Origin of the sequence: Lentzea sp. (assembly GCF_036380075.1) — a bacterium.
Taxonomy (GTDB): Bacteria; Actinomycetota; Actinomycetes; order Mycobacteriales; family Pseudonocardiaceae; genus Lentzea.
In genome coordinates, this window is sequence record NZ_DASVFL010000323.1 from 14414 (window position 1) to 27468 (window position 13055).

Sequence of the window (13055 nt, forward strand, 5' to 3'; positions counted from 1 at the left end):
CTGCCACTGTTGGCGGGATGTTGATGACCGCAAACTTACTGACATGACTCTTGCAGCGATCGTCCTCACAGTGGCAGGCCTCTCCGTCTGGCTCGACCGGCACCGCGACCGCAACGCCGGCCTGGTGGGCTCCTCCGACGTCATCGACCGCGACCGCGTCCGCGTGGGCAACGACCTGCGGTACCTCACCTGACGATGTGCGGTTCCGGTCCCGTGTAGCGGGCGACCGGGCGGATGATCTTCGTGTCCTCGGACTGCTCGAGCGCGTTGGCACACCACCCGATCACCCGGCTGCACGCGAACGTCGGCGTGAACATCTCGCGCGGGATGCCGCACTGCTCCATCACCACGCCGGCGTAGAACTCCACGTTCGCGTACAGCTGCCGGCCGGGCTTGAGCTCGGCCAGCAGCTCCGTCACCCGCTGCTCGACCGTGACGGCGAACTCCGTCAGCTCGGTGGGCCGTTCCTGCGCGATCTGCTTGAGCAGGCGCGCCCGCGGGTCCTCCGTCTTGTAGACGGCGTGGCCGAAACCCATGATCCGGTCGCCCTGCTCGATGCGCTGCCTTACCCAGGCGTCGACGTTGTCCGGCGACCCGATGAGGTCGAGCGCCTCCAGCGCCCGGTCCGGCGCTCCGCCGTGCAGCGGTCCGGAGAAGGTCCCGATCGCCGCCGTCACGGCCGACACGACGTCCGCCCCGGCGCTCGCGACCACTCGTGCTGTGAACGTCGACGCGTTGAACCCGTGGTCGATCGTCGCGATCAAGTACTGCTCGACCGCACGACTCGTCCACGTCGACGGCTCCTGTCCGGTCAACATGGACAGCCAGTTCGCCGAGGTCGACAAATCAACCCTGGGGTCGACGGGATCAAGTCCGGACTTGATCCGGTGCAGTGCCGCCAGGATCGTCGGCGTCATCGCGCTGACCCTGAGCGCGTCCTCCTTGCGCGTGCTCATCGGCGCGTCCCACATCGGCTGCGACGGCAGCATCGACAACGCGGTCCGCAGCCCGGCCAGGGCGGTGCACCCGGACCGCGCGATCGCGGGCAGCACCTCCTTGATCGACGCCGGCAGCTCGCGCAACGCGGCCGTCCGCCCGGCGAACTCCGCGGCCTCGTCCGGACTCGGCAGCCGGCCCTCGACGAAGAGGAACCACACGTCCTCGAACGACCGCGTCCTGGCCAGCTCGACCGCGTCGTGCTCGCGGTAGTGGTAGTAGCCCGCGGCGCCGTTGACGTCCCCGATCCGGGTGGTCGTCACGACTACGTCCTTAAGCCCTTTGGGTGCATCAATCAACATGGACAAGAGGGTCCGTCAACACGTCTTGTACAGTCAACGTTGATGGAATCAATGTTGACGACGAATCAAGCTGCCCGCCGCCTCGGAGTGAAACCGGCGACGGTGTACTCGTACGTCAGCCGCGGCCTCCTGACCAGCACGAAGGTCAACCGCTCCAGCATGTTCGGCGTCGCCGAGGTCGAGGCGCTGGCACAGCGCACCGGTGCCCGCGGAGCAGTGGCCGCTGTGACGGATCGCATCCGCACCAGGATCTCCCTGCTGGAGAACGACTGCCTGTTCTACCGGGGCCGGTCCGTGCCCGAGCTCGCGAGCACCCGGCGCTTCGAGGACGTCGCCCACTGGCTGTGGACCGGGATCGAGTCCACGGGCCTGCAGTTCCCGGAGGGCCAGGAGATCTGGATGGCCCTGCCCGACAGCGCCACCCTCACCGACCGGGTGCGCGTGGCCGTGGCCCTCGCCGGAGCCGGCGACCCGCTGCGCTTCGACCTCGACCGCGGCGTCACCACGGCCAAGGCCCTGATCGCCGACGTCGTCGAGTCGCTGCCCCTGGTCGGCCGCCCGCACGGCACGGACATCGCCGACCGCCTGTGGGCCCGCCTGTCCCCGCGCGAACCGAGGCCGGACCTCATGAACGCGGTCCTGATCCTCCTCGCCGACCACGACCTGGCCATCTCCACGATGGCGGCCCGGGTTGCCGCCTCGGCCCACGCCCACCCGTACGCCGTCGTGTCCGCGGGCCTGGGCGCCATGGAGGGCCAGAAGCACGGCACCGCCGCCACCATCGCCCACCGCTTCCTGGCGCAGGCCGAGTCCGACCCGATGGGCGCGGTGGCCGAGCACCTCCGCTCCGGCGTCCCGATCCCGGGCTTCGGCCACCGCGTCTACCAGGCCCGCGACCCGAGGGCCGACCACCTGCTGGCGCTGCTGCGCGGCGAGGGCGACCTGGTGGCGGACAAGGTGATCGACACCCAGAAGAAGACGTTCCCGAACATCGACCTGGCCCTCGCCCAGTTCGGCCTGATGTACGAGATGCGCCCCGACGCGGGCGAGGCCATCTTCGCGATCGCGCGGATCGTGGGGTGGATCGCGCACGCGATGGAGGAGTACAAGGAGCCGGGGCTCAGGTTCCGCACGATGGGCGTCTACACCGGCGACAGGCCGTAACCCGCGACGGCAACACCTCCGCCAGGACCCGGCTCCCGGTCCCGCGGCCCTTTCGTCACTTCACGCCGAGGCGCTTCAGCACGCTCGTCGTGATGCCGGCCGCGTCCAGGCCGTGCGCCCGCATGATGCGGTTGCGGGAGTCGTGCGGCAGGAAACGGGGCGGCAGGGCGAAGGTCGCGACGCACGCCGGGGAACCGGCCAGGGCCTGGCCCAGGCGGGCGCCCAGCGCGCCGGTCGACGTCGTGTCCTCCACGGCCAGGACCAGGCGGTGCTGGCCGCTGTACTTGACCAGGTGCGGGTCCAGCGGCGCGGTCCAGCGCGGGTCGACGACGGTGACGCGGACGTCGTGCCCGGCCAGTTCCTCGGCGGCGGCCAGGCACGGCGCGGCCAACGGACCGACGGCGACCAGCAGCACCTCGGCGTCCGGGACCTCGCGCAGCACGTCGAAGTGGTTCACGCGCCGCAGTGCCGGGATGTCGGGCCCCACGGCGGCCTTCGGGTACCGCACGACCGTCGGGCCGTCCGACACCTCGACGGCCTCGCGCAGCAGCTCGCCCAGCGACGCCGGGTCGCGCGGGGCCGCCAGGCGCAGGCCGGGCACCACGGGCAGCACGGACGCGTCCCACATGCCGTGGTGCGACGCGCCGTCGGGGCCGGTCACGCCGGCGCGGTCCAGCACGAACGTCACCGGCAGGCGGTGCAGCGCCACGTCCATCAGCAGCTGGTCGAACGCGCGCGACAGGAACGTCGCGTACACGGCGACCACCGGGTGCAGGCCGCCCATCGCCATGCCCGCGGCCGACGTCACGGCGTGCTGCTCGGCGATCCCGACGTCGAAGGTGCGCGACGGGAAGCGCTGCGCGAACGGCCGCAGCCCCACCGGTTCCAGCATCGCCGCGGTCAGGCAGACGACGTCGGGGCGTTCGGCACCCAGCCGCACGATCTCGTCGGAGAACGCGTCGGTCCAGGTCCTCCCGCCGGACGCCCCGGAGGCGCCCACCGCGTGCATGCGGTCGGCCTCGTCGGACTCCGCGGCGGCGTACCCCTTGCCCTTCACGGTCTTGCAGTGCACGACGACCGGGCGCCCGAGGGACTTGGCCTCCCACAACGCGTTCTCGACGGCGTGCACGTCGTGGCCGTCGACCTCGCCGATGTAGGCGAGCCCCAGCGCCTCGAACAGGCCGCGGGCCGAACCGTTCAGCAACGACGCGGCGAACCCGCCCGCGGTCGGGTCGTAGGAGCGGCCGTTGTCGTTGAGCAGCACCACGACCGGCCGGGAGGAGCCGCCGATGTTGTTCAGCGCCTCCCAGCACATGCCGCCGGTCAGCGCGCCGTCGCCGACGATGGCCACCACGCGCCGGTCGGCGCCGCCGAGCTCGAACGCCTTGGCCAGGCCGTCCGCATAGGACAGCGCGGTGGAGGCGTGCGAGTTCTCGATGACGTCGTGCGCCGACTCGGCGGCGGACGGGTAGCCGGACAGGCCGCCCGCCTGGCGCAGCGAGTCGAAGTCCGTGCACCGGCCGGTCAGCATCTTGTGCACGTACGACTGGTGGCCGGTGTCGAACAGCACCACGTCGACGGGGGAGGAGAACACCCGGTGCACCGCGATGGTCAGCTCGACGGCGCCGAGGTTCGGGCCGAGGTGGCCACCGGTCCGGTGCACCTTGGAGATCAGGAACGACCGGATCTCCCCGGCCAGCGAGCACAGCTCGGACGACGAGAGCGCGCGGACGTCCGCCGGTGAGGTGATGTCAGCCAGCACGGCGCACCGCCAGCGGCAACGTGAACGCGATCGTCTCCGTCGCGGTCGTGTGCGTCGACACCGAGACCGACCCCAGCGCCTCCAACGCGCTGACCACCTCGTCCACCAGCTCCGGCGGGGCGGAGGCACCGGCCGACAACCCCACCGACGACACCCCGTCCAGCCACGCGGGATCGATCTCGGACGCGTCGTCGATGAGGTACGCGGGCGTCCCGCCGCGGGCGGCCAGCTCGACCATGCGCACCGAGTTGGACGAGTTGCGCGAGCCCACGACCAGGACCAGGTCCGACTGCTCGGCCACCTCGCGGATCGCGACCTGCCGGTTGGTGGTGGCGTAGCAGATGTCGTCCGAACCCGGCCCGCGCAGCTGCGGGAACTTCCGCCGCAGCGCCTCGACCACCTCGGCCGTCTCGTCCACGGCCAGCGTCGTCTGCGTCAGGTACGACACCGGGCCGCTGATCTCCAACGCCAGCACGTCGTCGACGGTCTCGACGAGCACCATCCGCTCGGGTGCTTCTCCCAGCGTCCCCTCGACCTCCTCGTGCCCGGCATGACCGATCAGCACGATCGTGTCGCCGCGCTCGGCGAAGCGCCGGGCCTCGGCGTGCACCTTCGTCACGAGGGGACAGGTCGCGTCCAGCACGTCCAATGACCGCTCCCGGGCCTCTCGGCGCACGGCCGGAGAGACGCCGTGCGCCGAGAACACCGCCGTGGCACCGACGGGGACTTCGGAGAGCTCTTCCACGAACACGGCGCCGCGGGCTTCCAGCGACCGCACGACGTGGACGTTGTGCACGATCTGCTTGCGCACGTAGACGGGGCCGCCGCGCTGGTCGAGCAGTCGTTCCACGATCTCGATCGCGCGCTCCACGCCGGCGCAGAACGACCGGGGTGAGGCGAGCAGGACCGAACGCGGCGGGTGATCCGTCATCGAGTGACCTTTCAGTGGTCTCTGTGGGTGACCAGCTGGGCGAGCGTGCCGAGCTCGACCGCCGCGCGGGCGGTCGGTGAGGCCTCGCCGAGGTGCACCAGCGCCTGCGTGTGCAGCTCGTCGGCCTGCGTCTGGCTCCACGCCCGGCCACCGGCCGCGTCGACGAGGAACGCCGCCCGCGCAAGCGCTTCCGCGTCCATCTCCTGCGAGCCGGAGTACAACGCGGCCAGCTCGGCGGACGCGGGCACACCGGCGTTCAGCGCGCGCACGACCGGCAGGGACTTCTTGCGGTTCACCAGGTCCGAGTGCGCCGCCTTGCCCGTCACCGCGGGGTCGCCCCAGATGCCGAGCAGGTCGTCCACGTGCTGGAACGCCAGGCCGAGCTCCGCACCGTACCCGCGCATCGCCTCGATCTGGAGGTCCGAACCGTTGCCGTACAACGCGCCCAGCGCCGTGGACGCACCCAGCAGGGCGCCGGTCTTGCCGCGCGCCATCAGCTCGACCTCGGGCACCACGACGTCGGACCGCGACTCGAAGTCGAGGTCGTAGGCCTGCCCGTCGAGCAACGCCACCACGGCGTCGCCCAACGTCCTGATGGCCTCCAACGCGCGCGGATGTCCCGACGCCGCGAGGACGTCGACGGCCAACGCCTGCAACGCGTCGCCCGCCAGTATCGCCGCGCTGACGCCGAACACCGTCCACGCCGTGGCGCGGTGCCGCCGGGTCGTGTCGCGGTCCATGACGTCGTCGTGGAGCAGCGAGAAGTTGTGGATCAGCTCCACCGCGACCGCCGCCGGCACCGCGTCCGAGGCGGTGCCGCCGACGGCCTCGGCCGCCAGCAGCACCAGCGCGGGGCGGATCGCCTTGCCGCCGTTCTCCAGCACCGGGTTGCCGTACTCGTCACGCCACCCGTGGTGGTACTCCGCGACCGTGCGCATCGACGGCGGCAGCTGGTCGACGGCCCTGCGCAGAGCCGGCAGCACGAGGCCGCGGCTCCACGCGAGCACGTCACCGGCCGGGCGACCGGCGGCGAGCGGTTCTGTCAGTTCGGCTGTCATGGCTCAGAGACCGACCTCGACGTTCTCCAGCACGCCGAGGGCGTCGGGAACGAGGATCGCGGCCGAGTAGTACGTCGACACCAGGTACTTGAGCACCGCGTGCTCGTCGATGCCCATGAACCGCACGTTGAGGCCGGGCTCGTACTCGTCGGGGATGCCGGTCTGGCGCAGGCCGATGACGCCCTGCTTCTCCTCGCCCAGGCGCATCGCGAGGATCGACGTCGTGCCGTTCTTGCTGACCGGGATCTTGTCGCACGGCGCGATCGGGATGCCGCGCCACGTCTGCAGCTGCCGGCCCTCGACCTCGGTGGTCGGGGAGTAGAGCCCGCGCGAGTTGAGCTGGCGGCCGAACGCGGCGATCGCCCTGGGGTGGGCGAGGATGAGCTTGGTGTTGCGGCGCCGGGAGATCAGCTCGTCCATGTCGTCCGGCGTGACCGGGCCGGAGTGCGTGCTGATCCGCTGCTTGAGGTCGGCGTTCGCGATGAGGCCGAACTCCTTGTTGTTGACGAGCTCGTGCTCCTGGCGTTCGCGCAGGGCCTCGATCGTGAGCCGCAGCTGGTGCTCGACCTGGTCCATCGGCTGGCTGTAGAGGTCGGCGACGCGCGTGTGGACGCGCAGGATCGTCTGCGCCACCGAGAGCTCGTACTCGCGCGGCCGCAGCTCGTAGTCGACGAACGTGCCGGGCAGCGCCGGCTCGCCGTCGTGGCCGGAGGCGATGTCGATCTCGGCCTCGCCGTGCTTGTTGGCCGCGTTCGTCGGGTTCGCCAGCTGCTGCGCGATGTGGTCGTGCAACGGCCCGATCTGGCTGTTGAGCTGGCGGAACGCGGCGCGCGTCAGCACGACGGCGGTGGTCGGGGTCACCGCGCGGGCGGTGAAGCTCCACTGCTTGTCGGTGCCGGACAGCACCGGCTCGTCGCCGAGGTACTCGCCGTCCGCGATCGTGCCCAGCGCCACGTCGTCGCCGTACTCGCCGCGGCCGGTCTTGGTGACCTTGCCGTGCGCGATGACGATGATCTCGTCGACGGACGCGCCGCGCTCCGCGATCACCTCACCGGGCTGGTACTCGCGCTGCTCGAAGCGGTTCGCCACGGCCGTCAGGGCCGCCTCGTCCTCGAACCCGCGCAGCAGCACGAACTCCGCCAGCTCCTGCGGCACGATCCGCACCTCGGACCCGACGCTGGTGAACGTGACGCGGCCGTCACCGATCGCGTAGCTGAGCCGCCGGTTCACCCGGAACGCGCCACCCTTGGCCTCGACCCACGGCAGTGATCGCAGCAGCCAGCGGGGCGAGATCCCCTGCATCTGCGGTGCGGACTTGGTGGTCGTCGAGAGGTTGCGCGCGGCGGCCCGCGAGAGGCTCAGCTGCTGGTCCTCGACCCCAAGGCCCGGATCGGTAACAGTCACTGCGAATCCTGCCAATCTTGTTCAACGGGAGGGAACTAGCGGACCAGTGCGGCGGAGGTGCCCAGTCCGGTGGGACGTCGGAACGAAGCCGGCGACGGCATCGGGTAGGGCTTGTACCGGCCGGTGCGCTGCGTCCACAGCAGCTCTCCGGCCAGCCACGACTTCAGCGTCTCGGCGTACGCCTTGAGCGCGGTCCGTTGCGAGGAGTCGAGCCCGTACTGGTCGGCGAGGTACGGCAGGTCGTGCTCCACCGACGTCGCGAACTGGCGCATGCGGGCGTTGACCAGGTCGGCGACCATGTCCACCGCCTGCTGCAGCTCGCAGTCGAAGAAGGTCCGCACGACCTGCACCGCGTTGGTGACGATGCCGGTGTCCGGGCCGAACCTGTCGTAGCCGAAGACGTCCGCCTTCAGGCTCGTGATGTCGGCGAACGCGTCGACCAGGGCGCGCATCGTGGAGTTCGCCATCAGGTCCGGCGGCAGCCGGTCCGCCAACGGACCGGCGGCGAGCCGTGCGGACAGGTCGGCGGCCACGGTGTGCCGCCGCATCTCGACGAAGTCGACGGGGTCGGGCACCCTGCCCAGGGCGTTGCAGTGCACCTCCCACAGCAGGGAGTCGAAGTAGTCGAACAGCGACGCCTTGTCCCGCGCGTCGAGCGGGGCCCGCGTGAGCAGATCCGCGAGACCCCGCTCGACGACGGTCCACGTGGCCGGGGAGGGGTTGTCCACAATGGATTTCAGGCGGGCGACGAACGCCTTGGCACCGGCGAGGTCGCGGCTGCGGAAGAACCCGTCGTAGAAGAGGTCCGCCACGTACCAGGCCCACACGTGCATGTCGCTGATCCGGACCAGCGCGTCCAGGCCGAGCGCCGGGTGGGCCAGCGGGGTGAACGACCCGAAGTCCGACTGGTCGTAGTACTCCTCGGTCCAGAGCTGCCCGTCGAGCATGCCCATGTCCCGCGCCCACTGCCTGCTGTGCTGCCGGACGCGGTCGACGTGCGGGGAGAGCCGTGCGGCGAAGGGCATGTCGAAGGCGGGGATCTCAACCACGGGCCACCCCCGGCCAGGCCGCGGACGTGCCCAGGCCGGTCGGCCCGCGCAGGATCGTGCGGAAGAAGGCGCTGTTGCCCGTCCCGCCGCCCTCGACCTTGGTGTAGCGGCCGGCGTGCAGGTGCCACTCGTGCCCGCCGGACTGCCAGTCCTGGAGCCCCTTGACGTACTTGAGCACGCGCGCCTGCTCCTGCGGGCCGAGCGCGGTGTGGGCGAACAGCTGCGGCAGCTCGGTGAACACGGTGTTCTCGAACTGGTGCAGGCGCGAGGTCAGCAGCCTGTTCACGGCCTCGACCGCGGTCTGCGTGTCGTGGCCGAAGAACTTCTCGAACACGAGCACCCCGTTGGAGTTCTCGCCCTCCCGCAGCACCTCCCGCTCGTACGAGAAGATGTCGTTGCGCAGGTGGATCGCGTCGGAGAACGTGTCGGAGAGGACCCGCAGCGGGCGGGTGCCCGCGACGGACGCGGGCACCTCCGCGGCCTCGGACAGCTCCACCAGGTTCGCCGACCAGGGCGCGCCGCCGACCTTGCGGCGCATCTCGATGTACTCGATCGGGTTGGCGACCGTGCCGCTCTCGATGTTCTTGACCTCCCACATGCACTCGAGCAGCAGGTTGTGGGTGCTCGTGGTGAACCGGCGCCGCCAGTCCTGCGACATCAGCGGGATCGTCCGCTGCCACAGGTCGACGAGACCGCGTTCGGTCGGGTTCTGCGGCTCCGGCCACGGGTCCGTGCCGTTGAGAGGCATGAACGCCGGCAGCCGGTCGAGGTAGGCCTTGGCCCCCGCCACGTCCTTGGTCTGCTTGAACTCCGCGAAGAACTCGTCGTCGAAGTAGAAGACCCAGACGTACCAGTCGGTGATGAGGTCGAGGACGTCCGCGGGCGCGTCCGGGTGGGTCCACGCGCACATGAACCCGTAGTCGTCGCCCGCGAGGACCTCCTCGGTCCACACCCCGGTGTCGAGCATCCCCATGTCCCGCGCCCACTGCGTCGAGTGGGCGCGGGCGCGGTCGAGGTGCGGGTTCATCCGCGCCGGGTGCGGCACGTAGAACTCCGGCATGGTGAAGGAGGACAAGGCTCCTAGCCCTCGCGGCCGAGCTCGACGTGCTCCAGCACGCCGATCGCGTCCGGCACCATGATGGCGGCCGAGTAGTAGGCGCTGACCAGGTAGTTGATGATCGCCTGGTCGTTGACGCCCATGAACCGCACCGACAGGCCCGGCTGGTACTCGTCGGGGATGCCGGTCTGGTGCAGGCCGATGACGCCCTGGTTCTGCTCGCCGGTGCGGATCAGCATCACCGACGACGTGCGGGTGTCCGAGATCGGGATCTTGTTGCACGGCAGCACGGGGATGCCGCGCCACGCCGGCACCTGCTGGCCGTTGAAGTCGATGTGCTGCGGGTAGAGACCGCGCTTGTTGAGCTCGCGGCCGAACGCGGCGATCGTGCGCGGGTGGGCGACGAAGTAGCCGGGGTCCTTCCACACGATCGACAGCAGCTCGTCGAAGTCGTCCGGGGTGGGCGGGCCGGAGCGGGTGTGGATGCGCTGCTTGAGGTCCGCGTTGTGCAGCAGGCCGAACGACCGGTTGTTGACGATCTCGTGCTCCTGGCGTTCGCGCAGGGCCTCGATCGTGAGCCGCAGCTGCTGCTCGACCTGGTCCATCGGGTGGTTGTAGAGGTCCGCGACGCGGGTGTGGACCTGGAGCACGGTCTGCGCGACGCTCAGCTCGTACTCGCGCGGCGTGAGCTCGTAGTCGACGAACGTGCCGGGCAGCACGGGCTCGCCGTCGTGGCCGGCGGCCAGGTCGATCTCGGCCTCGCCGTGCTCGTCCTGCGGCTTGTTGCGGCTGTTGAGCGTGTGCTGGATGTGCGCGCGCAGGCCGCCCGCCTCGCCGTTGAGGGACTGGAAGTCCTCCCAGGACAGCGTGAGGACGGTGACCGGCGTGACGGCCTTGGCGGTGTACTCCCACTCGCCCTGCGGCCCGGCGAGGACGGTCTCGCCGAAGTACTGGCCGTCGGCCAGGTTGCCGAGCACGGTCTCGCCGCCGTACTCGCCGGTGCCGACCTTGTCGACCTTGCCGTGCGCGATGAGGACGACCTGGTCCTTCGGGCGGCCCTTCTCGACGATGACGTCGCCGATGCCGTACTCGCGCTGCGTGAAGCGGCCGGCGAGCGCGGAGAGGACGGCCTCGTCGTCGAAGCCCTTGAGCAGCGACAGCTCGGTGAGCTCCATCGGCACGACGCGGACCTCGGCGCCGATGTTCGTGAACGAGACGCGGCCGTCGCCCAGGGTGTAGGTGAGGCGGCGGTTGACGCGGTACGCACCACCCGCGGCCTGGACCCAGGGGAGCACCTTGAGCAGCCAGCGCGAGGTGATTCCCTGCATCTGGGGCACGGACTTCGTGGTCGTGGCCAGATTACGAGCGGCGGCCGTACCCAAGCTCAGCTGCTGACGGCCCTCGTTGAGGTCAGAATCCGTCACGGTCACAACCCACACCTACCTGTCTCAATGCGCTAATGGACCAATCCGACGAGCCGGAATGGACGTTAGTTCGCGCAATTGAGAACTGTGAAGGGGCCAAGAAGGCGACATTCGGGTGGGTGGTTTACGCCTCTTGCTGCTACTTAGCGTGCAACTTCTGCCGTAGTCGCCCGCCCTCGGGCTCCCAGGTGAGTGATCGTGCACTATTCACTGAATTCGAGAATAGGCCACTCGTTTGGCCCAGTAAGATCACTCTTTGGTGCGAAATTGGAGAGTGTGCATCGGTGCTATACGGCACCACTTCGAGTGGACTTGAATCCACTCGAAGTGGTGTGCGCGAAAACTGCCGCATTGCCCGCCGTGTCGTGCGGGGGCGACGTCCGGATTTTGTGCCGACGCCTATTCGTGCTATTACGCTTCGCGGGAGTCCAGGAAAGACTCGAGCTGGGTGACGACGAACTCGTGGTCGTCGGCCTGGGGCAGGCCCGAGACGCCGACGGTGCCGACCGGGCCGGTGCCGCAGAGGATCACGGGGAAGACGCCGCCGTGCGCCGCGTACAGCGCCGGGTCGAGGTGGGTCTCGTCCTCGAACGCGCCGCCCTTCTCTCGGAACGTGGTGCCGACGTAGAACGAGCTGTGGCCGAACCGTTCGACGACGCGGGCCTTGCGCTCGAGCCAGCTGTCGTTGTCCGGCGAGGTGCCGGGCAGCGACGCGTGGAAGAGCCGGTGCCCGTTGCGCCGCACGGAGATCGCGATCGGCAGGCCCTGTGCGCGGGCGGCGTCGAGCAGGTGCAGGCCGAGCTCGATCGCGACGTCGTTGCCGAAGCGCGTGAACTGGAGCCGCCGTTCCTGGGCGAGCAGCTCCTCGCTGGTCGGACTCACAGCTCCACCACCCTGTTCTCGCGTGCGGACGTGAACGCGGCCTCGATGACGCGCAGGGCGTCGACGGCACCGGCGGGGTCGACGGGCACGCGCCCGGCCCGCAGCTCGGCGTAGAAGTTCTGGTAGGCGCCGGGTTCGACGGCGATCTCGGTCGTGTCGCCGAGGACGCCGAGCCGGCCGGTGCGGTCCTCGTGGCCCCAGCCGTAGCCGGTGGGGCGGTGGCCCGCGGCGAGCGCGTCCTCCTGCCCGTCGAGGCCGTCGACCTCGAACGCGCCCTCGCTGCCGAGCACGCGGAACCGGGGTCCGTGGTTCGCCGCGTGCGCGTTGGCCCACAGGTGGGAACGGACGCCGTTCGCGTGCGTCAGCGCCACGAACACGTCGTCGTCGACCTGTGCGCCCGGCCGGCGCCGGTCGAGCTCGGCGTAGACGGTCCTGACCGGACCGAAGAGCTGGAGCGCCTGGTCGACGAGGTGCGCGCCGAGGTCGTACAGCAGGCCGCCGGCCTCCCGCGGGTCGCCGAGCTCGCGCCAGTTGTCCCAGATCTCCGGGATCCAGCGCTCGAACCGGGACTCGAACCGCCGGACCTCGCCGAGCTTGCCGAGGACCTCGCGGACGGTGAGGAAGTCGCTGTCCCAGCGCCGGTTCTGGAACACCGTGAGCAGCACCCCGGCGGCCTCCGCCGCGGCCACCAGCTCCTCGGCCTCGGCGGAGGTCGGCGCGAACGGCTTGTCGACGACCACCGCGACGCCCTTGGCGATCGCCCGCTTCGCGTGCTCGACGTGCGTGCGGTTCGGCGTGGCGACGACGACCAGGTCGAGGTCCAGGGCGAACAGCTCGTCCGCGGTGACGATCGCCGCGTCCGGGTGCTCGGCACGGGCCTGCGCCCGCCGCTCCGGGTTCGCCGTCACGATCGCGACGAGGTCCATGGCCGCTGTGGAGGCGATGAGCGGGGCGTGGAAGACCCGTCCCGCGATGCCGTAGCCCAGAAGTCCGACTCTCATGCTTCCGATTAAAACAACGCTGTTG

12 protein-coding genes are annotated in these 13055 nt (G+C 70.3%); 2 read left to right on the forward strand and 10 right to left on the reverse strand.

What is annotated here, in order from left to right; all coding sequences use genetic code 11:
* Positions 1-43 precede the first annotated feature (43 nt).
* Complete coding sequence (locus VF330_RS33880) at positions 44-193, forward strand: hypothetical protein (protein WP_330855794.1); 150 nt, start codon at positions 44-46, stop codon at positions 191-193.
* On the opposite strand, the gene VF330_RS33885 is transcribed toward VF330_RS33880, so the two are convergent.
* Positions 186-1298, reverse strand: coding sequence for a citrate synthase/methylcitrate synthase (locus VF330_RS33885; RefSeq protein WP_330855795.1), 1113 nt, complete (start codon positions 1296-1298; stop codon positions 186-188). The two genes, VF330_RS33880 and VF330_RS33885, sit on opposite strands and share 8 nt — an antisense overlap.
* 51 nt (positions 1299-1349) lie before the next feature.
* On the opposite strand from VF330_RS33885, the gene VF330_RS33890 reads away from it, so the two are divergent.
* Positions 1350-2462: a citrate synthase gene (locus VF330_RS33890; protein WP_330855796.1), complete on the forward strand. Its 1113-nt coding sequence runs from the start codon at positions 1350-1352 to the stop codon at positions 2460-2462.
* Positions 2463-2517: 55 nt separating this feature from the next.
* On the opposite strand, the gene VF330_RS33895 is transcribed toward VF330_RS33890, so the two are convergent.
* From VF330_RS33895 to VF330_RS33935, 9 genes are all read right to left on the reverse strand, one after another.
* On the reverse strand, positions 2518-4224 hold the full coding sequence (locus tag VF330_RS33895; RefSeq protein WP_330855797.1) for a 1-deoxy-D-xylulose-5-phosphate synthase: 1707 nt from the start codon (positions 4222-4224) through the stop codon (positions 2518-2520).
* The gene (locus VF330_RS33900) at positions 4214-5155 is read right to left on the reverse strand and encodes a 4-hydroxy-3-methylbut-2-enyl diphosphate reductase (protein WP_330855798.1); all 942 of its coding nucleotides are present in this window, start codon (positions 5153-5155) and stop codon (positions 4214-4216) included. The genes VF330_RS33895 and VF330_RS33900 overlap by 11 nt, the downstream gene beginning before the upstream one ends.
* A gap of 11 nt (positions 5156-5166) precedes the next feature.
* Complete coding sequence (locus VF330_RS33905) at positions 5167-6213, reverse strand: family 2 encapsulin nanocompartment cargo protein polyprenyl transferase (protein ID WP_330855799.1); 1047 nt, start codon at positions 6211-6213, stop codon at positions 5167-5169.
* 3 nt (positions 6214-6216) lie between these two features.
* Complete coding sequence (locus VF330_RS33910) at positions 6217-7617, reverse strand: family 2B encapsulin nanocompartment shell protein (protein ID WP_330855800.1); 1401 nt, start codon at positions 7615-7617, stop codon at positions 6217-6219.
* A 35-nt stretch (positions 7618-7652) separates the two neighbouring features.
* Positions 7653-8666 (reverse strand): terpene synthase family protein, encoded by a 1014-nt coding sequence (locus VF330_RS33915; RefSeq protein WP_330855801.1) that lies wholly within the window; start codon positions 8664-8666, stop codon positions 7653-7655.
* The gene (locus VF330_RS33920) at positions 8659-9741 is read right to left on the reverse strand and encodes a terpene synthase family protein (protein WP_330855802.1); all 1083 of its coding nucleotides are present in this window, start codon (positions 9739-9741) and stop codon (positions 8659-8661) included. Before VF330_RS33920 ends, VF330_RS33915 begins: the two co-directional genes overlap by 8 nt.
* 5 nt (positions 9742-9746) lie before the next feature.
* On the reverse strand, positions 9747-11153 hold the full coding sequence (locus tag VF330_RS33925) for a family 2B encapsulin nanocompartment shell protein (protein WP_330855803.1): 1407 nt from the start codon (positions 11151-11153) through the stop codon (positions 9747-9749).
* A gap of 405 nt (positions 11154-11558) precedes the next feature.
* The gene (locus VF330_RS33930) at positions 11559-12029 is read right to left on the reverse strand and encodes a heme-degrading domain-containing protein (protein ID WP_330855804.1); all 471 of its coding nucleotides are present in this window, start codon (positions 12027-12029) and stop codon (positions 11559-11561) included.
* Entirely contained in the window at positions 12026-13030 is a 1005-nt protein-coding gene (locus VF330_RS33935; RefSeq protein ID WP_330855805.1) for a Gfo/Idh/MocA family protein, read from the reverse strand. Before VF330_RS33935 ends, VF330_RS33930 begins: the two co-directional genes overlap by 4 nt.
* Positions 13031-13055 lie beyond the last annotated feature (25 nt).

Bases quoted from the DNA above. Each gene is read 5' to 3' on its own strand.
- VF330_RS33905 (WP_330855799.1), bottom strand. From the start codon at position 6,213: ATGACAGCCGAACTGACAGAACCGCTCGCCGCCGGTCGCCCGGCCGGT.
- VF330_RS33900 (WP_330855798.1), bottom strand. From the start codon at position 5,155: ATGACGGATCACCCGCCGCGTTCGGTCCTGCTCGCCTCACCCCGGTCG.
- VF330_RS33885 (WP_330855795.1), bottom strand. From the start codon at position 1,298: ATGTTGATTGATGCACCCAAAGGGCTTAAGGACGTAGTCGTGACGACC.
- VF330_RS33880 (WP_330855794.1), top strand. From the start codon at position 44: ATGACTCTTGCAGCGATCGTCCTCACAGTGGCAGGCCTCTCCGTCTGG.
- VF330_RS33935 (WP_330855805.1), bottom strand. From the start codon at position 13,030: ATGAGAGTCGGACTTCTGGGCTACGGCATCGCGGGACGGGTCTTCCAC.
- VF330_RS33890 (WP_330855796.1), top strand. From the start codon at position 1,350: ATGTTGACGACGAATCAAGCTGCCCGCCGCCTCGGAGTGAAACCGGCG.